We start from the raw sequence: 23,556 nt of genomic DNA on the forward strand, positions 1-23,556 counted from the left end.
CCCACTCGCCCGCCCGCCACTGACCGGCCACCGACCGTCCACAGACAGGGGACCTCTTCCATGACGATCCGCGTGATGCTCGTCGACGACCAGGTGCTGCTGCGCACCGGGTTCCGCATGGTGCTGGCCGCGCAGCCGGACATGGACGTCGTGGCCGAGGCGGGGGACGGCGCCGAGGCGATCGACATCCTCCGCTCCACCGCCGTCGACGTGGTGCTGATGGACGTGCGGATGCCGCGGCTGGACGGAGTGGAGGCGACCAGCCGCATCTGCACGCAGCCGGACGCGCCGAAGGTGATCATCCTGACCACCTTCGACCTCGACGAGTACGCGTTCTCCGGGCTGAAGGCGGGCGCGAGCGGCTTCATGCTGAAGGACGTGCCGCCGGGCGAGCTGCTCGGCGCGATCCGCTCCGTGCACAGCGGCGACGCCGTCGTGGCCCCCTCCACGACTCGCCGCCTCCTGGACCGCTTCTCGCCGATGCTGCCGTCGGCGAGCGGCCCGCCGCAGCACAAGGAGGTGGAGCGGCTCACCGACCGCGAGCGCGAGGTCATGCTGCTCGTCGCGCAGGGCCTGTCCAACGGCGAGATCGCCGCCCGGCTGGTGCTGTCCGAGGCCACCGTCAAGACGCACGTGGGCCGCATCCTGACCAAGCTGGGCCTGCGGGACCGGGTGCAGGTGGTGGTGCTCGCGTACGAGACCGGCCTGGTGAGGGCGGGCGGCGGGGGCGCGGCCTGAGTCCGGCCCCGACACATACCCGCGCGGCGCTGGGTCGTGTCTTCGAAGTCCCGTCTGCCCGGCGGCGTCTGGCACGCTTCCCCAGACCTCGCGCCTGGGAGGTGCCTCCGCCCCCCGCCGCCCCCGTTTCCCTTCGGGCGCGGGAGGTGCCCCACCGCATGGACTCCGTCCTCCGCCTTGCGATCGCCCGCACCAGACGCCGCCGGACCCGCCCTTCGGGCGGACGACGATCCTTTGAAGACACTCCCTAGCGCAGCACGGTCTCCAGGAAGTCGCTGCCGAGCCGGGCCACGACCGCGACGTCCAGCTGGTGCAGGACGTACCGGCCGCGCCGCCGGGTCGTGACCAGGCCGGCCTTCTTCAGCACCGACAGATGGCGTGAGACCTCCGGCGCGGAGATGCCGTGCGAGTCGGCCAGCTCGCCGGTCGTGTACGGGGCGCGGGCGAGGTTGCGGCACAGCCGCATCCGCATGGGGTGGGCGAGCGCCTCCATCCGGAGCGCGAGCAGCTCGACGGAGGCGGGGCCGGGGAGTTCGGGGGCACCGACCGGGTACTGGACGACGGGCCGCCAGCCGGGGGCGTGCAGCACCATCAGATGGGGCCAGCCGAAGCGGGACGGCAGGAAGGTGACGCCGGCGCCGACGGCCGGGTCCACGCCGGTCGTGTGGCCGACGGTGAGCTTGTCGGCCTCGATACGGCCCGTCGCCTCGTTGAGCGAGACCGCCGGGGACACCGCGCGCAGCGCCTCCGCGAGGCCCTTGCGGCGCAGGATCTCCGTCTTGTGGCGGGCGTCGGCGGCGAGCTGGACGCGGGTGCGGTTCCAGGTGTCGGCGAAGAATGCCTGGTCGCAGTCCTCGAAGAGACGGCGCAGCCAGGTGCGTACGGCGGCGGGGTCGTCCACCAGCCGGCGGGCGAAGGCGAGCTGCTGGGGGCCGCGGGAGGCCGCGAGTTCCAGCGCGCGGTCGGGGTCGACCGGGGCGCCGCTGGCGTACGAGCTGGAGCAGGTGAACTCCAGCGTGGCGTTGATGAACCGCTCCTCGTCGAGGGAGTCGAGGACGTCCAGCTCCTCGGCGAGCGTGGCACCGGTGCGGCCGTCGCCGCCGCGGACACCGGCGAACGGCATGAACACGTCCGAGAAGGTCGACGTCCACAGGAACGCCGCCTCGTGCAGCCGGTCGGCGAGATCCGGCTTCAGCCCGGCCGCGGTGGCCGTCGCCCAGCCGTGCAGCCCGGGGTGGTGCCCGGGCTCGGACAGCGCATGCAGGGCGACGCCCAGCTCGGCGAGGGGGGAGATCTCGAACAGGATGCGCTCGGGGGGCAGGCCCGCGATATCGATGGTGACGCTCACGCCTCCTATGGTGCGGGGTGCGGGGGCGGGGCCGTCCCGTCGATTGACGGTGCCGGTCAATCGACGGGCGGGGACGGTGCGGTGGGGCGCAGCGTGGGCTGCATGGACGCCGTTCAGCAACACCTGCTCGACCTCTACCGGGCGGCACAGCGCGGCGAGCCCGCTCCGCCGCCGCCGGGCCGCGACGACCGGCGGACGGTGCGGGCCCTCTGGGACCGCCTCCGCTTCGCGCGGAGACCGAGGGCCTGCCCCCGGACTCCCCGTACGGCCTCCGGCGGTTGAGCCGGGGTCCCCCTGTGCCCAACAAACAGGGCGCAAGGGGATGCACCGCTCCCGCGCCTACAGGCTCCGCACCCGCGTCAGAAAGTCCGCGACCGCGACCCGCACGTCCTCGCCCGTCCACGACAGCCCCGGCGCCGCCACGGTCACCTCCGTCAGGGAGACTCCCGGCGGCCCTCCGTGGCCTGCCGGGGACCAGCGGCGGAAGAGCGTGACGCCCGTTTCCTCCGCCTGGCGGACGGACGCCTCGTTGAGCAGGTCATCCCCGTACGGGAGCCACACCTGGAACTGGTGCGTGTGCGGCGGCTCCGGGTGGATCCGGAACCACGGCACCGGCGCCGGGCCCTCCGCCAGCCCCTGTGCGAGCGCCCCGGCGACGGTCTTCGCGTGCGCTACGTACGAGGCCAGCCGCGGCAGTTCGCGCTCCAGTCCGACGAGCCCCGCGAGTGCCGCGGGGTACTGCTGGAACAGCTGGCCGCCGTACCGGTGGCGCCATGTCCTGGCCTCGTCCACGAAGGACTCCGGGCCGGCGAGCACGGCTCCCGACAGACCGTCCAGGGACTTGTAGAACGACACGTACACGCTGTCCGCGAGGCCGGCGATCTCGTCCAGGTCGCGCCCGAAGTGAGGGGCGCATTCCCAAAGGCGCGCGCCGTCGAAATGCACCACTGCCTCCATCTCGCGCGCCGCCTCCACCACCTCCACCAACTCGTCCCACGACGGCAGGACGAAGCCCGCGTCCCGCAGCGGAAGCTCCAGCATCAGCGTGCCGAAGGGCTCACCGACGCCCCATAGCTCGTCGGCCGTGGGCAGCCGGGGCGCCCGGGTCGGATGGACCGTACGCAGCCCGCTCACCGCTCCGAGCGCGCCGCGCTCGTGCACCTCGGGGTGGGCGAGAGGATGCAGCGCGACCGTACGATTCCCCGTGCGCCCGGCCCAGCAGCGCAGCGCCACCTGCTGCGCCATGGTCCCCGTGGGGAAGAACGCCGCTGCCGGGAAGCCGAGCAGCGCCGCCACCCGTCTCTCCAGCTCCGCGACCACCCCGTCCCCGTACACATCGACCCACTCGTCCAGCAGGCCGTCCGGGCCGCTGCCGCCTTCGACCGCGGGTCCGAGCGCCTCCGCGTCCGCCGCCAGTGCCGCCAGCCGCTCGCCGATCCGGCCGTCGGCCGAGCCGCGCCAGAGCACCCGGTCGGACGCTCGCCACGCGGCGAGCCTGCGCCGCCGCTCGGCGCCCTCGTCCCGCTCGGCCCCCTCCTCCCGCTCCTCCCGCTCCTCCCGCTCCTCCCGCTCCTCCTGCTCGTCCCGCTCGTGCTTCTCCGCCATCACGATCTCCGCCACGATCTCTGCCGCGTCGCCCGCCGTCTCGCCCGCCGTGTTGTCCGCCATTCAGCGATCATCGCGCACTCGCCCGTGCGGCCTCCACAGCCTGTGGACAACTGGAAGCCAGGCCGAAACGCTGGCGTAGCATGACGAAGAATCGTCCGGTACCCCCCGCGGACTGGAACGGAAGGCCGTCGCCGCGTGAACGCACCACCACCGTCAGGACCCCCGCCAGCATCCGAGCCCGTCGACCCCAAGGACCGCCCGGCCCGCCTCACCGTGGGAGTCGTCGGAGCGGGCCGCGTCGGTCCCGCCCTCGCCGCGTCCTTGCAGCTGGCGGGCCATCGCCCGGTGGCCGTCTCGGGTGTCTCCGACGTCTCCCGGCGCCGGGCCGCCTCGCTGCTGCCCGACGTGCCGCTCGTCCCGCCCGCCGAGGTCCTGGCCCGCGCCGAGCTGGTGCTGCTCACCGTGCCCGACGACGCCCTGCCGGGCCTGGTCGAGGGCCTCGCCGACACCGGGGCGGTCCGCCCGGGCCAGCTGCTCGTCCACACGTCCGGGCGGTACGGCGCGGCCGTGCTCGGCCCGGCCCGCCGCGCCGGCGCCCTGCCGCTCGCACTGCACCCTGCCATGACCTTCACGGGGACCAGCGTCGACGTGCAGCGGCTGGCCGGCTGCTCCTTCGGCGTCACCGCACCCGAAGAGCTGCGGCTCGCCGCCGAGGCGCTGGTCATCGAGATGGGCGGTGAGCCCGAGTGGATCGACGAGGAGGCCCGCCCGCTCTACCACGCGGCCCTCGCCGTCGGTGCGAACCACCTGGTCACCCTGGTCGCCCAGTCGATGGAGCTGCTCCGCACCGCGGGCGTCTCCGCCCCGGACCGCATGCTCGGCCCGCTCCTCGGTGCCGCGCTCGACAACGCCCTCCGCTCCGGCGACGCCGCGCTCACCGGTCCCGTCGCCCGTGGCGACGCCGGCACCGTCGCCGCGCACGTCGCCGAGCTGCGCAAGCACGCGCCCGGCACCGTCGCCGGGTATCTCGCGATGGCCCGTACGACCGCGGACCGGGCGCTCGCGCACGGACTGCTCAAGCCGGAGCTCGCCGAGGACCTGCTGGGAGTCCTGGCCGAGGGAGACACCAGATGAGCCACGACATCGAGCTGGTCCCCACGCGCGAGGACCTGGAGCGGCTCCTCCGGCGCCATGCTTCCCCCGGCCGCACCGCCGTCGTCATGACCATGGGAGCCCTCCACGAGGGCCACGCCACCCTCGTCCGCACCGCCCGCGAGCACATGGGCCCCGACGGCTTCGTCGTCGTCACGGTCTTCGTCAACCCGCTCCAGTTCGGCGCGGGCGAGGACCTCGACCGCTATCCGCGCACCCTGGACGCCGACCTGAAGATCGCGCGGGAGGCGGGCGCCGACGCCGTGTTCGCCCCGTCCGCCGACGAGGTCTACCCGGGCGGTGAGCCGCAGGTCAGGATCGCCGCCGGCCCCATGGGCGAGCTCCTCGAAGGCGCCTCCCGCCCCGGCCACTTCGACGGCGTGCTCACGGTCGTCGCCAAGCTGCTCCACCTCACCCGGCCCGACGTGGCGTTCTTCGGCCAGAAGGACGCCCAGCAGCTCGCGCTGATCCGCCGGATGGCCCGGGACCTGAACTTCCCGGTGGAGATCGTCGGCGTACCGACGGTGCGGGAGCCGGACGGACTCGCGCTCTCCAGCCGCAACCGCTACCTGTCGCCGGACGAGCGCCGGACCGCGCTCGCGCTCTCCCGCGCCCTCTTCGCCGCCCACGACCGGCTCGCCGCCCAGCAGGCGCTGCGGGCCCGTGCCGAGTCCGCCCCTGCGCCCACCGCACGCGCCGCCGCGCTCTCCGCGCTCGGCGAGGCCCGCGCGGCTGCCGACGCGCACGCGGTGGCCGCGGCGCAGCCGGGCGGCGGCGCCGATGCCGTACGGGCAGCGGCCCGCGCCGTCCTGGACGAGGCGGCCAAGGCGACGCCGCCGCTGGACCTGGACTATCTGGCCCTGGTCGACCCGGCCGACTTCGGCGAGGTCGCCGACGGCCACACCGGCGAGGCGATCATGGCGGTCGCCGCGCGAGTCGGGACGACGAGGCTGATCGACAACATCCCCCTCACGTTCGGAGCTTCCGCATGACCGCGACCGGGCCCGGTACGGGCACCCACGGCGGCACCGCGATACGGCTGATCGCCCCTGCGCCCGGCTGGTCCATCGACGCCGATGTCGTCGTGGTCGGCTCCGGCGTCGCCGGCCTGACGGCCGCGCTGCGCTGCTCGGCCGTGGGCCTGCGCACGGTCGTGGTCACCAAGGCCCGCCTCGACGACGGCTCCACGCGCTGGGCCCAGGGCGGCATCGCCGCGGCGCTCGGCGAGGGCGACACCCCCGAGCAGCACCTGGACGACACGCTCGTCGCGGGAGCGGGGCTGTGCGACCCGGTGGCGGTGCGGACGCTGGTCACCGAGGGCCCGGCCGCGGTCCGGCGGCTGATCGAGACGGGCGCCCGCTTCGACACCGAAGAGGGCGGCACCATCGCGCTCACCCGCGAGGGCGGCCACCACCGGCGCCGTATCGCGCACGCCGGGGGCGACGCCACGGGCGCGGAGATCTCCCGGGCCCTGGTCACGGCGATACGCGAGCGGGCGATACGCATCATCGAGCACGCGCTCGTGCTCGACCTGCTGACGGACGACGACGGCCGCACCTCCGGGATCACCCTGCACGTGATGGGCGAGGGCCAGCACGACGGCGTCGGGGCGGTGCACGCGCCCGCCGTGGTCCTGGCGACGGGCGGCATGGGCCAGGTCTTCTCGGCCACGACCAACCCGTCCGTGTCGACGGGCGACGGCGTCGCACTCGCGCTGCGCGCCGGGGCCGAGGTGAGCGACCTCGAATTCGTCCAGTTCCACCCGACGGTGCTGTACCTGGGCGCGGACTCCGAGGGCCAGCAGCCCCTCGTCTCCGAGGCGGTACGGGGCGAGGGCGCGCATCTCGTCGACGCGTCCGGCACCCGCTTCATGGTGGGGCAGCACGAGCTGGCCGAGCTCGCGCCGCGCGACATCGTCGCCAAGGGCATCATGCGCCGCATGCAGGAGCAGGGCGCCGACCACATGCTCCTGGACGCCCGCCACTTCGGCGCCGAGATGTGGGAGACCCGCTTCCCGACGATCCTCGCCGCCTGCCGCGCCCACGGCATCGACCCGGTGACCGAGCCGATCCCGGTCGCCCCGGCCGCCCACTACGCCTCCGGCGGCGTCCGTACCGACCTCCACGGCCGCACCACCGTCCCCGGTCTCTACGCCTGCGGCGAGGTCGCCTGCACCGGTGTGCACGGCGCCAACCGCCTCGCCTCCAACTCCCTCCTCGAGGGCCTGGTCTTCGCCGAGCGCATCGCCATGACGATCGCGACGGACCGCAACGGCGCGCCCCCGGCGGCGGGGGAGCCCGGGACCGCCGGAGCCCCGGACGGCGGACCGGCCGTGCCGCTGCTCCTCCCCGAGGCGCGCCACGAGATCCAGCGGATCATGACGGACGGCGCCGGTGTGCTCCGCTCCGCCACGAGCCTGGACGACGCGGCGGACGCGCTGGAGGCCCTGCACCTGTCCGCTCTGCACGACGCCGAGGCGTCCCGCAAGGCCGCCGAGCCGGGCGTGGAGTCCTGGGAGGCCACCAATCTGCTGCTGGTCTCGCGGGTGCTCGTGGCCGCCGCCCGTGAGCGGGCGGAGACCCGCGGCTGCCACTGGCGCGAGGACCACCCCGACCGTGACGACACCCAGTGGCGGCGCCATATTGTCGTACGGCTCACCCCGGACCGCCGTCTCGTCGTGCGCCGCACCGCCACCGAAGCACTGCCGCCCGTCAGCCGTACCCCCTCAGCCGTGTCCCGTACCTCCGTGACCCCGTAACCCCCCATGCCCCAGGGAGCCGCCACCGTGAGCACGCCCGAAGAACGTCCCGAGCCCGTGGACGTACCGCTGATCCAGATCGGCGCCCCGGCATCCGCCCAGTCGTCCGGCTGCGGCGACGGCTGCGGCTGTGCCGACGAGGCGTACGAGGAGGCGTACGAGTGCGGCCTCGACCCCGCACTCGCGAGCCTTCTCGCCGAGGCCGGCCTCGACCCCGTCCAGGTCGAGGACATCGCCCACCTCGCGATCGAGGAGGACCTCGACGGCGGGGTCGACATCACGACCGTCGCCACCGTCCCCGAGGACGCGGTCGCCACCGGTGACTTCGTCGCCCGTGAGCCCGGCGTCGTCGCGGGCCTCCGCGTCGCCGAGGCCGTCCTCTCGATCGTCTGTACGGACGAGTTCACCGTCGAGCGCCATGTCGAGGACGGCGACCGCGTCGAGGCCGGCGAGAAGCTGCTCTCCGTCACGACCCGCACCCGCGACCTCCTCACCGGCGAGCGCAGCGCGCTGAACATCCTGTGCCGCCTCTCCGGCATCGCCACCGCCACCCGCGCCTGGGCCGACGCGCTCGAAGGCACCAACGCGCGCGTGCGCGACACCCGCAAGACCACCCCCGGCCTGCGCGCCCTGGAGAAGTACGCCGTGCGCTGCGGCGGCGGCGTCAACCACCGCATGTCGCTCTCCGACGCGGCCCTGGTCAAGGACAACCACGTCATCGCGGCGGGCGGCGTCGCGCAGGCGTTCAAGGCCGTCCGCGAGAAGCTCGCCGAGCTGGGCACCCCCGATCTCGCCATCGAGGTCGAGGTCGACACCCTGCACCAGGTCCGCGAGGTCCTGGACGCCGGCGCCGACCTGATCCTGCTCGACAACTTCACGCCGACCGAGACCGAGGAGGCCGTCGCCCTCGTCAAGAACCGCGCGGTCCTGGAGTCCTCCGGCCGGCTCACGGTCGCCAACGCCCGGGCGTACGCCGAGACCGGCGTCGACTACCTCGCGGTCGGGGCCCTCACCCACTCGTCCGCGATCCTCGACATCGGTCTCGACCTGCGAGAGGCCGAGGTCTGATCCCGATGCTGCTCACCATCGACGTCGGCAACACCCACACCGTCCTCGGCCTCTTCGACGGCGAGGACATCGTGGAGCACTGGCGCGTCTCCACCGACCCGCGCCGAACCGCCGACGAGCTCGCGGTGCTCCTCAACGGCCTGATGGGCATGCACCCGCTGCTCGGCGACGAGCTCGGCGACGGCATCGAGGGCATCGCGATCTGCGCCACCGTCCCCTCCGTGCTGCACGAGCTCCGCGAGGTGACCCGCCGCTACTACGGCGACGTGCCCGCCGTCCTCGTCGAGCCCGGGGTCAAGACGGGCGTGCCGATCCTGATGGACAACCCCAAGGAGGTCGGCGCGGACCGCATCATCAACGCGGTCGCCGCCGTCGAGCTCTACGGCGGCCCGGCGATCGTCGTCGACTTCGGTACGGCCACGACGTTCGACGCGGTCAGCGCCCGCGGTGAGTACACGGGCGGGGTCATCGCCCCCGGCATCGAGATCTCGGTCGAGGCGCTCGGCGTCAAGGGCGCCCAGCTCCGCAAGATCGAGCTGGCCCGCCCGCGCAGCGTCATTGGCAAGAACACGGTCGAGGCGATGCAGTCGGGCATCGTGTACGGCTTCGCGGGCCAGGTGGACGGGGTCGTCCAGCGCATGAAGCGGGAGCTGGCCGACGATCCGGAGGACGTGACCGTGATCGCCACCGGCGGACTGGCGCCGATGGTGCTGGGCGAGTCGTCCGCGATCGACGAGCACGAGCCCTGGTTGACGCTGATCGGGCTCCGCCTGGTGTACGAGCGCAACGTCTCGCGCATGTGACGTCCGCCCGGGGCGCGGGGCGGGAGGGGTTTCGGGGGGCCGGTCGGGGCCCGGGGCGGGACTCTCGGCGGGGCGCCGCGCCAGAGGCGGAAGGTAAACCATTTTTGTCCGATTAGCGCGTATCGTCGGCCCATGCCCACGCCATACGGATCCCGCGGCGGCATGGCGTTCAGTGCAGACGAGCTGCGTGTGCTCCGACGCGCCCTCGCCGTCGCCCTCAACCCCGCCCAGCCCTGCGAGGACGTCGCGCAGGACTGCGTACAGGACTGTCTGCGGCTCGCCGAGTCCGTGGACGAGGCGGTACGCGAGGCGCGCCGGCTGCACGCCTTCCTCCTCGCCGACCTCGCCCGCTACCGCGACGCACTCCCCGGCTCGGCCGGGGGCTATCTGGAGCTCCTCCAGGACGCCCTCGCCGCCGGGTACGACCCCCGCCCCGAGGACCTCGCGGCCCTGCGCACCCTCCGGCCCCGCATGCCCGTGGCGGCCGCCCTGCTGGAGCGCTGCCAGGACCTCGCCGAACAGTCGGTACGCGCCCGTCTCGCCGTCCGCACGGCGGACCGTACGGGTGTCCGCGGGCCGGCGGCGCCCGCCCCGTCAGGCCCGCGCGCCCGGCTGCACGCCCTTCCCGGCGGCCTCGCCGCCGCCGACGCCAAACCGGAGCCCCGCCCCACCGCCCCGAAACCCGCTCCCGCGCCCACCCCCCGCCCCGGCCGCCCCATCCCCACGCCCGGCGAGGTCTTCCCGCCACGCCGCAAGCCCGCGCCCCGGCCCGAGGAACGGGTCGCCGGATAAGGGTCCGATCCGGCGCAATCGGCCGACCGGACCCTGGCTACTCTGGGGGCATGGACTACGTATCCGCGCTCGTGCCCCCCGTCGTGATGGCCGCCTTCTTCATCGGCCTGGTCGTGACGATCGTCAAGAGTCAGGGCGGCCCGAACAAGGCCAAGGAGGACGCCGCGGTGGACGCGGCGATCGCCCGCGCGGAGGCGGCCGGTCAGCCGGCCGCTCCGGGGGACCGTCCCGCCGGGGCCTGATTCCAGGACGTACGGCCGTTCCGGCCGTACGTCCTTTTTCGTACGCCAAGTACGTCAATAGCTACCCATTTCGACATCTCCCACTATGGTGGCGATGTGCCCCGTCAATTGGGAGAGCTCGAAGACGCCGTCATGACGCGCATCTGGCAATGGAACCGCCCGGTGACGGTCCGGGAAGTCCTGGAAGATCTCCAGCAGGATCGCTCCATCGCCTACACCACCGTCATGACCGTTATGGACAATCTCCATCAGAAGGGCTGGGTGCGCAGGGAAGTCGAAGGGCGCGCCTATCGATATACCGCCGTCTCCACCCGGGCCGCCTACTCGGCCGCACTGATGAACGAAGCCTGGTCGAAGAGCGACAACCCCGCCGCCGCCCTTGTCGCGTTCTTCGGCATGATGTCGCAGGAGCAGCGCGAGGCGCTCCAGGACGCGATCCGCATCGTTCAGCCCCCGACCGCGGAGCCGCACACCGCGGAAGCGCAGATCACGGAAGCCTCCGAAGCCCGGACCCGGGAAGCCCGGACCGTGGAAGCGCAGAGCGGGGAAGCGGCCGCGGAACCCGAAGAAGGCCGGGAGGCCGCCGACGACGTGGACGGGCCGGGGCGATAGCGTCCGGCCATGTCCTTCCCGCATCCGCTTCCCAATGCCGCTGCAAATGTCGTGACCGTCCGCCGGGCCCGGACCAGCGATGTGCCGGACGTCCGCCGGCTTGTCGACCCGTACGTGAGCGAAGGCATCCTGCTCGACAAAGCGACGGTGACGCTTTACGAGGACATCCAGGAGTTCTGGGTGGCGGAACGCGACAACGACGCCCGCGTCATCGGCTGCGGTGCTCTGCACGTCATGTGGGAAGATCTCGCGGAAGTCCGCACACTGGCGGTCGATCCGCAGTTCACGGGCCTGGGCATCGGTCACCAGGTGCTGGGGCAGCTGCTGCACACCGCCCGCTGGCTGGGAGTGCGGCGGGTATTCTGCCTCACCTTCGAAGTCGACTTCTTCACGAAGCACGGCTTCGTGGAGATCGGTGAGACTCCTGTTGACGGAGATGTGTACAGCGAGCTGCTGCGTTCCTATGACGAGGGTGTCGCCGAGTTCCTCGGTCTCGAACGAGTGAAGCCGAACACCTTGGGCAACAGTCGGATGCTTCTGCACCTGTGACGCCCGGCGGATCCCTATGTCCGAATCGCGCATGTTTCCCGCGATCCCGAGGATCTGAACCTCTGCCAGGGGTTTGAGTTTTTCCGGGAAAAGCGGTTTCCTTTCCGCGTACTGCATTTTCGATGAAAGGAAATCCGGTGGCACAGAAGGTTCAGGTCCTTCTTGTCGACGACCTCGACGGTGGCGAGGCCGACGAGACCGTGACGTTCGCGCTGGACGGCAAGACTTACGAGATCGACCTCACCACCTCCAACGCGGACAAGCTCCGCGACCTGCTCGCGCCGTACACCAAGGGCGGCCGGCGGACCGGCGGTCGTGCTGCGACGGGCCGTGGCAAGGGCCGCGTCGCCGCCGCGACGGGTGGCAAGGACACGGCCGAGATCCGTAAGTGGGCCAAGGAGAACGGCTACAGCGTCAACGACCGCGGCCGCGTTCCCGCCGAGATCCGCGAGGCCTACGAGAAGGCCAACGGCTGAGCACCCGCTCGATGAGTGGTCGGCCTGTGTGCCCGGGCACTCGCCCGTAGCAGCCGGGCACGGTGGCACGCACTCGCCGCCGCGTCCACGAGCCGAGCCAGGTCGGGGGTGCCCCCACCACCCCCGGGCCCGGCGCAGCGTCCGACGGGGGACAGTGCCGGAAGCGACGGCTCCACCTCGCGCCCCGGCTCCGGGGGCCGCAACCACGTGGCGGCCCCCAGTGGGGCGGGGGCTCCCAGGGGCGCGGGGGCGGTGATCCGCCCACCCGCGCCGAGGGCGGTCAGATCCAGTCCGATCCCGCCCCACTCCAGCCAGTCGAGCAGCCCCGGCAGCTCGTCGGCGCTCCCCGCGGCCACCAGCAGCCGCATCCGCCGCCCCGAGAGGGCGACAGGGCCGGTCCGTCCGTACCGCCCGAGCAGGGCGTACCCCGCGTCGGCCGGCAGCTCCAGCACGTCGAAGCGGAGCCCGGTCGGCAGCCGCACCGGCGGCCCCGCGGCCGTCGCCCACCCGAGCTCGCGCTCGTACCAGCGCGTGACGCCGTCGTCGGGCGGCACCGGCAGCGGTGCACGAGGGGGCGGGACGGTGAAGGCCATACTCCGGGAACTTCCCCGCCCGCTCGATGGTTACGGATTGTGTGGACGTCATTGCAGACCGTGGCCGGATGGGGTTGATTGCGGAGTGTTCGAAGGCGCAAGAGTGTTCGCCCATAGCTGAGGGAACTGGCCCGCGCCGCATGGAGTGTCACTGCTAACGGGTAAGACATCCCTAGTGGGGACGGACGACACGCAGGCTTTAGGGGTCTCCCGTTCGCCATCGGCGTACTGGTGGCAGGGGTAACTGCCTGGCCTGCGGGAACATCGTCTCGCACCATCAGGTTGGAGCATTTGTCGGCGTTCGGGGCAGGAGGCCAGCGACGGGTGTCGGCAGTTGGAATGAGCGGTCCCCGCTTGCGGGACTAAGCTGCGGAAGGACAGGGAGGGGATCGACCCCTAACTGACTGACCGCTCTGAGGAGCGATTAACGATGTTCGAGAGGTTCACCGACCGCGCGCGGCGGGTTGTCGTCCTGGCTCAGGAAGAAGCCCGGATGCTCAACCACAACTACATCGGCACCGAGCACATCCTCCTGGGCCTTATCCACGAGGGTGAGGGTGTCGCCGCTAAGGCCCTGGAGAGCCTCGGGATTTCGCTCGAGGCGGTCCGCCAGCAGGTGGAGGAGATCATCGGCCAGGGCCAGCAGGCCCCGTCCGGGCACATCCCCTTCACCCCCCGTGCCAAGAAGGTCCTGGAGCTGTCGCTCCGTGAGGCTCTTCAGCTGGGCCACAACTACATCGGCACGGAGCACATCCTGCTCGGCCTGATCCGCGAGGGTGAGGGTGTCGCCGCCCAGGTCCTCGTGAAGCTCGGCGCCGATCTCAACCGGGTGCGGCAGCAGGTCATCCAGCTGCTCTCCGGTTACCAGCAGGGCAAGGAGGCCGCCACGGCCGGCGGCCCGGCCGAGGGCACGCCCTCGACCTCCCTCGTCCTCGACCAGTTCGGCCGGAACCTCACCCAGGCAGCTCGTGAGTCCAAACTCGACCCGGTCATCGGGCGCGAGAAGGAGATCGAGCGGGTCATGCAGGTGCTGTCCCGCCGTACGAAGAACAACCCGGTCCTCATCGGCGAGCCCGGCGTCGGCAAGACGGCGGTCGTCGAGGGCCTGGCGCAGGCCATCGTCAAGGGTGAGGTGCCCGAGACCCTCAAGGACAAGCACCTCTACACCCTGGACCTCGGCGCGCTGGTCGCCGGCTCCCGGTACCGCGGTGACTTCGAGGAGCGCCTGAAGAAGGTCCTCAAGGAGATCCGCACCCGCGGCGACATCATCCTGTTCATCGACGAGCTCCACACCCTGGTGGGTGCGGGTGCCGCCGAGGGCGCGATCGACGCCGCCAGCATCCTGAAGCCGATGCTGGCCCGCGGCGAGCTGCAGACCATCGGTGCGACGACGCTCGACGAGTACCGCAAGCACCTGGAGAAGGACGCGGCCCTGGAGCGCCGCTTCCAGCCCATCCAGGTCGCGGAGCCGTCGCTGCCGCACACCATCGAGATCCTCAAGGGTCTGCGCGACCGGTACGAGGCGCACCACCGCGTCTCCATCACCGACGAGGCGCTGGTCCAGGCCGCCACCCTGGCCGACCGGTACATCTCGGACCGCTTCCTGCCGGACAAGGCGATCGACCTGATCGACGAGGCCGGCTCCCGGATGCGTATCCGCCGGATGACCGCGCCGCCGGACCTGCGCGAGTTCGACGAGAAGATCGCCGGTGTCCGCCGGGACAAGGAGTCCGCGATCGACTCCCAGGACTTCGAGAAGGCGGCTTCTCTCCGCGACAAGGAGAAGCAGCTGCTGGCGGCGAAGGCCAAGCGGGAGAAGGAGTGGAAGGCCGGCGACATGGACGTCGTCGCCGAGGTCGACGGCGAGCTGATCGCCGAGGTCCTCGCCACGGCCACCGGCATCCCGGTCTTCAAGCTGACGGAGGAGGAGTCCTCCCGGCTGCTGCGCATGGAGGACGAGCTCCACAAGCGCGTCATCGGCCAGAAGGACGCCATCCGGGCGCTGTCCCAGGCGATCCGGCGTACCCGCGCCGGTCTGAAGGACCCGAAGCGCCCCGGCGGTTCCTTCATCTTCGCCGGTCCGTCCGGTGTCGGTAAGACCGAGCTCTCCAAGACGCTCGCCGAATTCCTCTTCGGCGACGAGGACGCGCTGATCTCCCTCGACATGTCGGAGTTCAGCGAGAAGCACACGGTGTCCCGGCTCTTCGGCTCCCCGCCCGGATACGTGGGTTACGAGGAGGGTGGCCAGCTCACCGAGAAGGTGCGCCGGAAGCCGTTCTCCGTCGTCCTCTTCGACGAGGTCGAGAAGGCCCACCCCGATATCTTCAATTCCCTTCTCCAGATCCTGGAGGACGGTCGCCTGACCGACTCCCAGGGCCGGGTCGTGGACTTCAAGAACACGGTCATCATCATGACGACCAACCTCGGGACCCGGGACATCTCCAAGGGCTTCAACCTGGGCTTCGCCGCCCAGGGCGACACCAAGAGCACCTACGAGCGGATGAAGGCGAAGGTCAACGAAGAGCTGAAGCAGCACTTCCGGCCTGAGTTCCTCAACCGTGTGGACGACACGGTCGTCTTCCACCAGCTCTCGCAGGAAGACATCATCCAGATCGTCGACCTGATGATCGCCAAGGTGGATGAGCGGCTCAAGGACCGCGACATGGGCATCGAGCTCAGCCAGGAGGCGAAGCTCCTGCTGGCCAAGAAGGGCTACGACCCGGTCCTGGGTGCCCGGCCGCTGCGCCGGACGATCCAGCGCGAGATCGAGGACCTGCTCTCCGAGAAGATCCTCTTCGGTGAGCTGCGCCCCGGTCACATCGTGGTCGTCGACACCGAGGGCGAGGGTGAGGAGAAGAAGTTCACCTTCCGCGGCGAGGAGAAGTCGGCGCTGCCGGACGTTCCGCCGATCGAGCAGGCGGCGGGCGGCGGCAGCGGTCCGAACCTGTCGAAGGACGCCTGAGCGTCCTGAGCGAACGCTGAAAGGGGCTGCCCCGGATCCCATGAGGGTCCGGGGCAGCCCCTTTCGTGCGTCTGCGCCTACTGCGCCAGGCTGAGCACCCGGACCCGCGGCGGAAATCCGTTTCTGCCCGACACCGTGCCGCGGATGTCGTGCACGTACACGACCTCCAGCCGCTCCAGGGCGTGCAGCGGCGCCAGATCGACCGGGTTCTGGTGGAAGCGGTGGGAGACGACGATCTCGACGAGGTCAGGGAAGAGACGGGGGACCCTGTCGAGTGACGACGACCCGGGGTCCCGCATTTCGAGGAACAGGTTCCCGGTCGGCGGGGCGGTTTCGGTGCGTGCGAGCTGGAAGTCGTCCAGGACGACCTCGGTGGCGGTGACGCCGGCCGGCAGCGAGAGGTCCGTCAGGCTCGGGCAGCGGTTGACTTCCAGGGAGTGAATGGTGCCCGCGGCCTGGAGGCAGGCGAGGCTCTCCAGCCCGTTGTTCTTGGAGATGCGCACGACGGGTGGTGAGCAGGCGCGGACCGTCCTGGCGATGACGTCCTCCGGAAGCTCACCCTGGAAGTGCAGTCCGCGGCTGCCGCCCAGGGCGCTGAGGAAGTCCGCGTGCTCGGCGCTGCGGACCGAGTACTGCAGGCCGGTGGGGTCGGTGACGGCGATGACCTCGGCGGCGTACTGCTCGGTGTCGTAACGGTCCCAGGCCCAGACGAGCTGCGAGCGGACCAGCAGCGACGGGTGCGTGGCGTACCGCGCGAGGAAGGGGATCGCCGCGTCCGAGGCGATGCGCGAAGCGGTGACGACGGTCGTACGGGCGGCCTCGTCGTCGGCCACGTCGCTGGGGCCCGGCAGCAGGTCCAGGACGAGCGGGCCGGCCGTGGCCAGCTCGCGCGCCTCCTCCAGGGTGCGGGGCGGAATGACCCGCGCCGTACGGGCGAGCAGCGCCTCGCGGATCTCCGGTGAGATCTCGGTCGCCTGCTCCATCGCCGCCGCCGCGACCACCAGGGTCCGCAGCTGGGTGGCGCGGTCCTGCGCCGCGTCCGCCACGGCCAGCAACTCGCGGAAGATCTCGGCGCATTCGCGGGGCCGCGCGTGGGCGACCGCCATGCGGATGACGTCCTCCCACTGGTCGTCCGCCGCGTGCCGGGTCAGGACGCCGATGTGCCACTCGTCGACGATGGCCTTCGCGGCGAGGTAGTCCTGGAAGGTGCGGTGGACGAAGTCGACGGCGCCGGGGGAGGGTTCGCGCAGCAGGCCGCTGCGGTGGAGGAGGTGGGCGAAGACCGCCTGTGGGTCACCGGCGGCCGCGGCTTCGGGCACGGCGGGGATCGCGCCGGTGACGAGGGACTCCGCCCGCGAACGGTCCATCTCCGTGCGGCCGTTGAGGGTGAGCCAGTAGGCGAGGCGCTGGACGAGCTGGATCTGCGGGGCCTCGGGGATGTCGACCCCGGACGGGGTCCCCATGTCCCGCTCGCGGTCGCGTCGGTCGAGCAGCATCGACAGCGCGGCCTCGTACAGCGCCTTGCGGCCGCGGGGCAGAAAGCCGCGGCGGTCGCGGTGCAGGGCGCAGACGAGACCGCACATCAGCGGGTTGGTGGCCAGCAGGGCGAGGTCGCGCTTGGTGCGGAGGGCGTCGAGGAGCGGCTGCTCGTACGACGCCGCGTCCGGGCCCGCGGCGCGGTGCCAGCGCCGGACGAAGGACGTCACCTCCGTACGGCTCATGGGGGAGAGGGTCAGCTCGGTGAAGCCGTCGGTGGCGAGCCAGTCGTCTCGTACGGCCGAGGGGCGGGAGGTGACGAGCCAGCGGTTCCCGGCGTCGTACGTCGCGAGCAGGTCGCGCAGCCAGCGACGGGTGCGCTCGCGCTCGGCCTCGGGGATCTCGTCGATGCCGTCGATCAGGACCAGGGCGCGGCCCCCGGACAGAACCCGGTCGGCCCAGCCGTCGGGCGGGGTGAGCGGACACCCGGCGGCGGCGAGGAAGCGGTCGGGCGGGGGCAGCCGCTCGCCGTGCCGGGTGAGGGTGCGCAGGGGCAGGACGAAGGGGACACGGTCGCGGAGGTAGGCCATCCGCTCGTCGTGGTCGCGGCCGGCGGTGGAGATGGCGAGCCACTGCACGAGCGTGGTCTTCCCGGAGCCGGCGACCCCGCGGAGCAGGACCTTGTCGTGCTGGGCGAGGGCCTCGTCCGCGCGGACCGGGGTGCGGTGCTCGCGCAGCACGGTGTCCAGGGAGCCGCGCAGCCCGTCGGCGCTCCCGGGGTCGCGGAGCGCGCTGCCGGGGTCGCGGAGCGCGGCCCGTACGCCTGGTTCGTCCGCCGCGGACGCCTCCAGGCTCAGATACGCCACGTCCAGCGGCCAGGCGTCCGGCGAGTGGTGCAGGTCGATGCCGTAGATGGTCAGGCCGCCGTGCTTCTTCGCGACGTACGCCAGGTAGCGGTGCTCGAAGGCCGCGTCGCGGGCGTCGGCGCGGGGCAGGCGCACGATCAGCTCGTCGAGCCTGGCGAGCAGCTCGGCCTGGGTGCGGCTCTGCTCGACCAGCGTCCGGGCGACGAAGGAGGAGCGCTGGGTGAAGAACTGCAGGATGTGGAGGCAGGCCCACTCGGTGACCGAGTCCAGGTACAGCGTGGCGTCCGCCGAGAGCCCTTCGGCGGCGCGCCGGGCCTCCGCCGAGGTCCGCAGCAGCCGGGCCAGCTCGCGGTGGCCGTGGCGCACCGCCTGGACGTCGTCCATCTCCAGGTCGCCGAGGGCGAGCAGGGTGCGGGCGAGGGCGTCGGCGACGGCCTCGCCCTCCTCGGGCGGGAACGGCGGCTCGCCCGGTCCGGACTGGGACTGCTGGACCAGGGTGGAGGCGAGCCTGCGTACGTCCTTGTCGGTGAGGGTCCGCTTCTCGCCGCGGAACGAGACGAGCCCGGCGAGCCGCACGGGCTTGTCGGTCAGCCCCGCCCCGCTCCCTTCGTGCACGAGGAGCCGCTTCAGGAGCGGTGTGACGGCGGCCGAGGCCAGTCGGACGCCGATGAGTGCGGGCTCCATGTGCGATCCCCCCGGATCCTCGATTTCCCCGACCTCCAGAGGGTGCTTTTCCCCCGGAAAATCGGCGTTTTTGGTGTGACCCACAACGCACCGCGGCGGCCGCGGTCGTGACAAGGCGCACAGGCCGTTCCGAGCCTACTAGGCACCTTAGTGGGGGTTTCCGGGGGCGCTCCGGGGCTTTCGGGGGCCGGGAGAGGGACTTTCGGCCCGGGGGCGGGGGAGGCGCGGGACCGGCAATGCGGGCATCCAGCCCGCATTGCCTCTACATGCGGTTAAACGGGTCTTCGTCCGTAGATTTCGGACAGCGCGTGAGAGGGGTTCCGACGGCGTCAAGGGTCCGGCTCACACGGCCCCGGCTACGACGAGATGTCGTAGATGGGGTGTTTGAGATGGCTTGGGGGTCCGGGTTACCAAGGTGTTGGCCCGGTGCTGATGCGCCGGGCAGCGACTTGCCCGATCAGCCCGGAGGTTCTCCCGCATGTCGAAGCGCAACATCAACCAGCTCCGCCCGTCCGTGCTCCGTACCCGTGGCGCCGTCGTGGCTGCCGGACTCGGCGCCGTGATGGTCGTCGGAGCCGGTGCCGGTGTCGCCACCGCCGATGCGGTGAAGGCCTCTCCCGCCGCCGCCGTGGCCCAGCAGGCCAAGGCTCAGGCGAAGGCGGCCGCGCAGGCCCACGTCGCCGTCAAGCCCGTCGCCGCGAAGAAGGCCGGTTCCTGGGTCAAGCCCGTCGGCCACTACACCCTGAGCGCCAGCTTCAACCAGGGCGGCGCGATGTGGTCCCACAAGCACTCCGGCCAGGACTTCGCCGTTCCGGTCGGTACCCCGGTCAAGGCCGCCAGCACCGGCGTCGTCGTGAAGGCCGGCCCCAACGGCGGCGGCGACGGTCCCGCGTACGGCAACGCCATCGTGATCAAGCACGGCAACGGCCGCTACACGCAGTACGCCCACCTGTCGAAGATCAACGTGCGCATAGGTCAGTCCGTGCACGCCGGCAGCGCCATCGCCCTCTCGGGCAACACCGGTAACTCGTCCGGCCCCCACCTGCACTTCGAGGTCCGTACGACCCCGAACTACGGCTCGGCCCTGAACCCGGCCACCTTCCTGCGCGCCCAGGGCGTCTTCATCTGACCCCGGCTGCCTGCGGTGTGATCACTGCGGTGACCGCCGCGATGCGGTCACTTCGGTGAGCTGCCGGTCCCCTGCTGGGCCTGGGTCACCAGATCGACGGCGACTTCGAGGAGAGCTTCGTGCTTCTCCTCGGGGTCGCCTTCGACGTTCTGCATGAAGAACATCCCCGCGTGCATCGTGAACAGCGCGCTGATGCAGCGGACGCGGTCGGTCATCGTGAGGTCCGGCTCCTGGACCAGCCCGACCAGGGTGAGCAGGCGCTCCTTGAAGGTCAGCCCGATGCTCAGCTCGCGCACGGTGGCCTGGTTCTCCTGCATGAACCGGAAGAGCGGCTCCGCGTCGATCAGTGCCGCCTGGTAGCGGCGCAGGACCTCCTTCTTCGTCTCCAGGGTGCGCGGCTGCCCCTCGGCCCAGGTGATCAGCCGGTCGATCGGCTGCGTCAGGTCCTCGAAGAGGCTGACGATGATGTCTTCCTTGGTCTTGAAGTGGTAGTACAGCGCCGCCTTGGTGACGTCCAGCCGCTCGGCGATCTCGCGCAGCGAGGTCTTCTCGTAGCCCTGCTCGGCGAAGAGCTCCAAGGCGACGTCCTGAATGCGCTGGCGAGTGTTGCCTCGTGCCATGGGGGCTCTCCTGGGGGCGGCGTGGACGTAGCCATGAACGTACATGGACGTGGTCATGAACTTACTTGACGCCCGGCTAGTTTCGGGTCTACTGTCCCTCAGTCTAGTGAACTAGCCGGGCGGCAAGTAAGTGCTCAGGGGAGTGGAACCGATGGCAAGACAGGAAGTGCCGGAGAAGGCGGTACCCGAGAAGGCGGGGGACGGCACTCCTGACGGAGCTCCGCAGCCGCGCAGCGTCCGCGTCGTCCTGCTCGCGCTGATGATCGCGATGCTGCTCGCCATGCTCGACAACATGATCATCGGCACCGCGATGCCGACGATCGTCGGCGAGCTCGGCGGCCTCGCGCACCTGTCCTGGGTCGTCACCGCGTACACCCTCGCCACCGCCGCCTCCACCCCGATCTGGGGCAAGCTCGGCGACATGTACGGCCGCAAGGGCGTCTTCCTCACCTCGATCGTGATCTTCCTGATCGGCTCGGCACTGAGCGGAATGGCCCAGGACATGGGCCAGCTGATCGGCTTCCGCGCGGTCCAGGGCCTGGGTGCCGGTGGACTGATGGTCGGCGTCATGGCGATCATCGGCGACCTGATACCGCCCAGGGAGCGCGGCAAGTACCAGGGCATGATGGCCGGCGTGATGGCCCTCGCCATGATCGGCGGACCGCTGGTCGGCGGCACCATCACCGACCACTGGGGCTGGCGCTGGAGCTTCTACATCAACCTGCCGCTCGGCGCCTTCGCGCTCGTCATGCTCACCATCGTCCTGCACCTGCCGAAGCGGGACCGGGCGGAGCGCGGCGCGGCCAAGGGGCGCATCGACTACCTGGGCGCCGCGCTGCTCACGGTCGGCATCACGGCGATCGTGCTGGTCACCACCTGGGGCGGCACGGAGTACGCCTGGGACTCCGCCGTCATCATGGAGCTCATCGCCATCGGTGTCGTCTCGCTCGTCGGCTTCGTCTTCGTCGAGACCAGGGCCGCGGACCCGATGATTCCGCTGCACATATTCCGCAGCCGCAACTTCACGCTGATGTCGGTGATCGGCTTCCTCGTCGGCTTCGTGATGTTCGGCGCGGTGCTCTTCCTGCCGCTCTTCCAGCAGTCGGTGCAGGGCGCCTCGGCCACCAACTCCGGGCTGCTGCTCCTGCCGATGCTGCTGTCGATGATGGCCGTCTCGCTGATCGCGGGCCGGACCACCACCAATACCGGCAAGTACAAGATCTTCCCCATCATCGGCGGCGGGCTGATGACCGCGGGGCTCTTCCTGCTCGCGCAGATGGACACCGGCACGTCCCGGCTCACCTCCGGGCTGTACATGGCCGTGCTCGGCGCCGGCATGGGCTTCCTGATGCAGATCACGATGCTCGTCGCGCAGAACAGCGTCGAACTGAAGGACATGGGCGTGGCCTCCTCGTCCACCACCCTCTTCCGTACGCTCGGTTCCTCCTTCGGCGTCGCGATCATGGGCGCGCTCTTCACCGGGCGGGTGGAGGACGAGATGGCGGCACGGGGCGGCTCCGCGATCACCCAGCAGTCCGCGCAGCTGGACGCGGCGAGCCTGGCGAAGCTTCCCGAGCAGGTGCGTGAGGCGTACCAGTTCGCGGTGGCGTCGGGCACCCACGCCGCGTTCCTCCTCGGTTCGGCGGTCGCGGTCCTCGGCTTCGTGGCGGCCTTCTTCGTCAAGGAGGTGCCGCTGAAGGGCGCGGGCCCGGTGAAGCCGGAGCCGGCGGCCCAGCAGGGCTCGGAGAAGCTCGCGGAAGCCGTCTGAGGAACCTGTCCGAGCGGCCCCCGGCGCACACGCGCCGGGGGCCGTTGTCAGTGGGCCGTGCCAGCATCGTGTGTGTGGAGAAGCACGGGGGAAGGGCCACCCCGCCGACGGCGCCCCTTGCCCATCTGCGGCAGCTGCGCCTCGCCAAGGACGCCATGGACCGCGACTGGGCCGAGCCGCTCGACCTCGACGCCGTCGCCGCCCACGCCGGATACTCGCGCTTCCACTTCGTCCGCGCCTTCAAGACGGTCTACGGCGAGACGCCCGGGCAGTATCTGTCGCGCAGACGGATAGAGCGGGCCGAGGAGCTCCTGCGCTCCGCGGACCTCTCGGTCACCGAGATCTGCTCGCTGGTCGGCTTCAGCAGCCTCGGCACCTTCTCGACCCGGTTCAAGAAGCAGACCGGTCTTACCCCGAGCGCGTACCGGACGAAGCACGTGGGGCGCGGCGCCGCGCTCATACCCGGGTGTTACGCACTGCTCTGGGCGGGCGCCTTCCCGAGGCGCAGGTCGGAGGAGCCCAGGCCCGGCGACCACCCCACGGCCAGTGGGCCCATGGCCCGTGAGCCCGTGGTCCGTGAGCCCGAGGAGCGCAGTTCCGGGAACCGCAGTTCCGAGGACCGCAATTCTGAAGAAGCCGGCTGACCGAGCCGCCGCCTACGGTGACAGGGCAAGCACGACGAGCGTCGACCAGGAGCACGAAATGATCAAGGGACTCGCCATTTCCACCGTCTGGGTCCTCGACCAGGACCGGGCCAAGGAGTTCTACACCGAGAAGCTCGGCCTCGAGGTGCGCAACGACATGACGATGGGCGAGGGCGGTATGCGCTGGCTCACCGTCGGAGCGAAGGACCAGCCGGACGTCGAGCTGACCCTGATGGTCCCCGGCGTGCCGGTCATGGATCCCGAGTCGGCGGAGGCGATCAAGAGGCTGGTCGCGAAGGGCATCCTCGGCGCGGGGGTCCTGACCACGGACGACATCCACGGTGACTACGCCAGGCTGAAGGAGAAGGGCGTGGAGTTCCTTCAGGAGCCGCAGGAGCGTCCGTACGGCACGGAGGCGATCTTCCGGGACGACTCCGGCAACTGGTTCTCGTTCACGCAGCGCCGTGAGGGGGGCCTGGACCTGGACAAGGACTGGGCCTGCTAGGCCGTGTCTGACAAATCCCGCCTGGTGCGCGGCGTCCGGCACGCACTCCCCCGTAGCCCTTCGGGCACGGGAGGTGCCCCCACGCTGCGTTGTCGGAGTCATCCGAGTACGTCCAGTACGAGGATGATCCTCCGCCGTGCGATTGCACGCACCGGACGCCGCG

The 23,556-nt window shown here is 71.3% G+C and carries 22 protein-coding genes; 17 read left to right on the plus strand and 5 right to left on the minus strand.

Translation table 11 applies throughout. The features are described 5' to 3' along the window. Positions 1-60 precede the first annotated feature (60 nt). The gene (locus KK483_RS20165; protein WP_262006604.1) at positions 61-738 is read left to right on the plus strand and encodes a response regulator transcription factor; all 678 of its coding nucleotides are present in this window, start codon (positions 61-63) and stop codon (positions 736-738) included. Between the two features lie 247 nt (positions 739-985). On the opposite strand, the gene KK483_RS20170 is transcribed toward KK483_RS20165, so the two are convergent. Beyond that, a complete protein-coding gene (locus KK483_RS20170; RefSeq protein ID WP_262006605.1) occupies positions 986-2,086 on the minus strand; it encodes a DUF5937 family protein in 1,101 nt (366 codons plus the stop codon). A gap of 102 nt (positions 2,087-2,188) precedes the next feature. Here KK483_RS20170 and KK483_RS20175 point away from each other — a divergent pair, with 102 nt between their 5' ends. Then, a complete protein-coding gene (locus tag KK483_RS20175; RefSeq protein WP_262006606.1) occupies positions 2,189-2,368 on the plus strand; it encodes a hypothetical protein in 180 nt (59 codons plus the stop codon). A 57-nt stretch (positions 2,369-2,425) separates the two neighbouring features. On the opposite strand, the gene KK483_RS20180 is transcribed toward KK483_RS20175, so the two are convergent. After that, positions 2,426-3,691: a low specificity L-threonine aldolase gene (locus KK483_RS20180; RefSeq protein ID WP_399016117.1), complete on the minus strand. Its 1,266-nt coding sequence runs from the start codon at positions 3,689-3,691 to the stop codon at positions 2,426-2,428. Positions 3,692-3,889: 198 nt separating this feature from the next. Between KK483_RS20180 and KK483_RS20185 the strand changes: the two genes are divergently transcribed. The 10 genes from KK483_RS20185 (at position 3,890) to KK483_RS20230 (ending at position 12,146) form a co-directional block, all read left to right on the plus strand. Further along, complete coding sequence (locus tag KK483_RS20185; RefSeq protein ID WP_262006608.1) at positions 3,890-4,828, plus strand: Rossmann-like and DUF2520 domain-containing protein; 939 nt, start codon at positions 3,890-3,892, stop codon at positions 4,826-4,828. Beyond that, entirely contained in the window at positions 4,825-5,838 is a 1,014-nt protein-coding gene (panC, locus tag KK483_RS20190) for a pantoate--beta-alanine ligase (protein ID WP_262006609.1), read from the plus strand. The genes KK483_RS20185 and panC overlap by 4 nt, the downstream gene beginning before the upstream one ends. Continuing rightward, entirely contained in the window at positions 5,835-7,604 is a 1,770-nt protein-coding gene (locus KK483_RS20195; protein ID WP_262006610.1) for an L-aspartate oxidase, read from the plus strand. Before panC ends, KK483_RS20195 begins: the two co-directional genes overlap by 4 nt. A gap of 27 nt (positions 7,605-7,631) precedes the next feature. After that, positions 7,632-8,672: a carboxylating nicotinate-nucleotide diphosphorylase gene (nadC, locus tag KK483_RS20200; RefSeq protein WP_262006611.1), complete on the plus strand. Its 1,041-nt coding sequence runs from the start codon at positions 7,632-7,634 to the stop codon at positions 8,670-8,672. A 5-nt stretch (positions 8,673-8,677) separates the two neighbouring features. After that, positions 8,678-9,475 carry a type III pantothenate kinase gene (locus KK483_RS20205; protein ID WP_262006612.1) on the plus strand — a complete coding sequence of 266 codons (798 nt, stop codon included), beginning with the start codon at positions 8,678-8,680 and terminating at the stop codon, positions 9,473-9,475. A gap of 162 nt (positions 9,476-9,637) precedes the next feature. Continuing rightward, positions 9,638-10,267, plus strand: a complete 630-nt coding sequence (locus KK483_RS20210) for a hypothetical protein (protein ID WP_262009615.1) — start codon at positions 9,638-9,640, stop codon at positions 10,265-10,267. Positions 10,268-10,317: 50 nt separating this feature from the next. Further along, entirely contained in the window at positions 10,318-10,509 is a 192-nt protein-coding gene (locus KK483_RS20215; RefSeq protein WP_242329093.1) for a hypothetical protein, read from the plus strand. A gap of 96 nt (positions 10,510-10,605) precedes the next feature. Continuing rightward, the gene (locus tag KK483_RS20220; protein ID WP_262006613.1) at positions 10,606-11,121 is read left to right on the plus strand and encodes a BlaI/MecI/CopY family transcriptional regulator; all 516 of its coding nucleotides are present in this window, start codon (positions 10,606-10,608) and stop codon (positions 11,119-11,121) included. A gap of 9 nt (positions 11,122-11,130) precedes the next feature. Then, positions 11,131-11,670 carry an amino-acid N-acetyltransferase gene (locus KK483_RS20225; protein ID WP_262006614.1) on the plus strand — a complete coding sequence of 180 codons (540 nt, stop codon included), beginning with the start codon at positions 11,131-11,133 and terminating at the stop codon, positions 11,668-11,670. Positions 11,671-11,807: 137 nt separating this feature from the next. Further along, positions 11,808-12,146, plus strand: a complete 339-nt coding sequence (locus KK483_RS20230; RefSeq protein ID WP_262006615.1) for an Lsr2 family protein — start codon at positions 11,808-11,810, stop codon at positions 12,144-12,146. Here KK483_RS20230 and KK483_RS20235 read toward each other — a convergent pair. Next, positions 12,125-12,739, minus strand: coding sequence for an SCO3374 family protein (locus tag KK483_RS20235; RefSeq protein WP_262006616.1), 615 nt, complete (start codon positions 12,737-12,739; stop codon positions 12,125-12,127). The two genes, KK483_RS20230 and KK483_RS20235, sit on opposite strands and share 22 nt — an antisense overlap. Before the next feature lie 430 nt (positions 12,740-13,169). Here KK483_RS20235 and KK483_RS20240 point away from each other — a divergent pair, with 430 nt between their 5' ends. Beyond that, the gene (locus KK483_RS20240) at positions 13,170-15,701 is read left to right on the plus strand and encodes an ATP-dependent Clp protease ATP-binding subunit (protein ID WP_262006617.1); all 2,532 of its coding nucleotides are present in this window, start codon (positions 13,170-13,172) and stop codon (positions 15,699-15,701) included. 77 nt (positions 15,702-15,778) lie between these two features. Here the strand turns inward: KK483_RS20240 and KK483_RS20245 are convergent, their stop codons facing one another. Further along, positions 15,779-18,727: an NACHT domain-containing NTPase gene (locus KK483_RS20245; RefSeq protein WP_262006618.1), complete on the minus strand. Its 2,949-nt coding sequence runs from the start codon at positions 18,725-18,727 to the stop codon at positions 15,779-15,781. Between the two features lie 478 nt (positions 18,728-19,205). Here KK483_RS20245 and KK483_RS20250 point away from each other — a divergent pair, with 478 nt between their 5' ends. After that, positions 19,206-19,856: a M23 family metallopeptidase gene (locus tag KK483_RS20250; RefSeq protein WP_262006619.1), complete on the plus strand. Its 651-nt coding sequence runs from the start codon at positions 19,206-19,208 to the stop codon at positions 19,854-19,856. A 47-nt stretch (positions 19,857-19,903) separates the two neighbouring features. Here KK483_RS20250 and KK483_RS20255 read toward each other — a convergent pair whose 3' ends face one another. Further along, positions 19,904-20,476: a TetR/AcrR family transcriptional regulator gene (locus KK483_RS20255; protein ID WP_262006620.1), complete on the minus strand. Its 573-nt coding sequence runs from the start codon at positions 20,474-20,476 to the stop codon at positions 19,904-19,906. Positions 20,477-20,627: 151 nt separating this feature from the next. Between KK483_RS20255 and KK483_RS20260 the strand changes: the two genes are divergently transcribed. The 3 genes from KK483_RS20260 (at position 20,628) to KK483_RS20270 (ending at position 23,393) form a co-directional block, all read left to right on the plus strand. Further along, on the plus strand, positions 20,628-22,244 hold the full coding sequence (locus tag KK483_RS20260; protein ID WP_262006621.1) for an MDR family MFS transporter: 1,617 nt from the start codon (positions 20,628-20,630) through the stop codon (positions 22,242-22,244). A gap of 155 nt (positions 22,245-22,399) precedes the next feature. Continuing rightward, positions 22,400-22,888 carry a helix-turn-helix transcriptional regulator gene (locus KK483_RS20265; RefSeq protein ID WP_262009616.1) on the plus strand — a complete coding sequence of 163 codons (489 nt, stop codon included), beginning with the start codon at positions 22,400-22,402 and terminating at the stop codon, positions 22,886-22,888. A 58-nt stretch (positions 22,889-22,946) separates the two neighbouring features. Continuing rightward, positions 22,947-23,393 (plus strand): VOC family protein, encoded by a 447-nt coding sequence (locus tag KK483_RS20270; RefSeq protein ID WP_262006622.1) that lies wholly within the window; start codon positions 22,947-22,949, stop codon positions 23,391-23,393. Positions 23,394-23,556 lie beyond the last annotated feature (163 nt).

The sequence above is a fragment of the Streptomyces sp. FIT100 genome (genome assembly GCF_024584805.1).
Classification (GTDB): domain Bacteria; phylum Actinomycetota; class Actinomycetes; order Streptomycetales; family Streptomycetaceae; genus Streptomyces.

Coding starts and splice junctions, on each gene's coding strand:
- KK483_RS20165 (WP_262006604.1), top strand. CDS start 61: ATGACGATCCGCGTGATGCTCGTCGACGACCAGGTGCTGCTGCGCACC.
- KK483_RS20175 (WP_262006606.1), top strand. CDS start 2,189: ATGGACGCCGTTCAGCAACACCTGCTCGACCTCTACCGGGCGGCACAG.
- KK483_RS20180 (WP_399016117.1), bottom strand. CDS start 3,691: ATGGCGGAGAAGCACGAGCGGGACGAGCAGGAGGAGCGGGAGGAGCGG.
- panC (WP_262006609.1), top strand. CDS start 4,825: ATGAGCCACGACATCGAGCTGGTCCCCACGCGCGAGGACCTGGAGCGG.
- KK483_RS20195 (WP_262006610.1), top strand. CDS start 5,835: ATGACCGCGACCGGGCCCGGTACGGGCACCCACGGCGGCACCGCGATA.
- KK483_RS20205 (WP_262006612.1), top strand. CDS start 8,678: ATGCTGCTCACCATCGACGTCGGCAACACCCACACCGTCCTCGGCCTC.
- KK483_RS20210 (WP_262009615.1), top strand. CDS start 9,638: ATGGCGTTCAGTGCAGACGAGCTGCGTGTGCTCCGACGCGCCCTCGCC.
- KK483_RS20215 (WP_242329093.1), top strand. CDS start 10,318: ATGGACTACGTATCCGCGCTCGTGCCCCCCGTCGTGATGGCCGCCTTC.
- KK483_RS20225 (WP_262006614.1), top strand. CDS start 11,131: ATGTCCTTCCCGCATCCGCTTCCCAATGCCGCTGCAAATGTCGTGACC.
- KK483_RS20235 (WP_262006616.1), bottom strand. CDS start 12,739: ATGGCCTTCACCGTCCCGCCCCCTCGTGCACCGCTGCCGGTGCCGCCC.
- KK483_RS20240 (WP_262006617.1), top strand. CDS start 13,170: ATGTTCGAGAGGTTCACCGACCGCGCGCGGCGGGTTGTCGTCCTGGCT.
- KK483_RS20245 (WP_262006618.1), bottom strand. CDS start 18,727: ATGGAGCCCGCACTCATCGGCGTCCGACTGGCCTCGGCCGCCGTCACA.
- KK483_RS20250 (WP_262006619.1), top strand. CDS start 19,206: ATGTCGAAGCGCAACATCAACCAGCTCCGCCCGTCCGTGCTCCGTACC.
- KK483_RS20255 (WP_262006620.1), bottom strand. CDS start 20,476: ATGGCACGAGGCAACACTCGCCAGCGCATTCAGGACGTCGCCTTGGAG.
- KK483_RS20260 (WP_262006621.1), top strand. CDS start 20,628: ATGGCAAGACAGGAAGTGCCGGAGAAGGCGGTACCCGAGAAGGCGGGG.
- KK483_RS20265 (WP_262009616.1), top strand. CDS start 22,400: ATGGACCGCGACTGGGCCGAGCCGCTCGACCTCGACGCCGTCGCCGCC.
- KK483_RS20270 (WP_262006622.1), top strand. CDS start 22,947: ATGATCAAGGGACTCGCCATTTCCACCGTCTGGGTCCTCGACCAGGAC.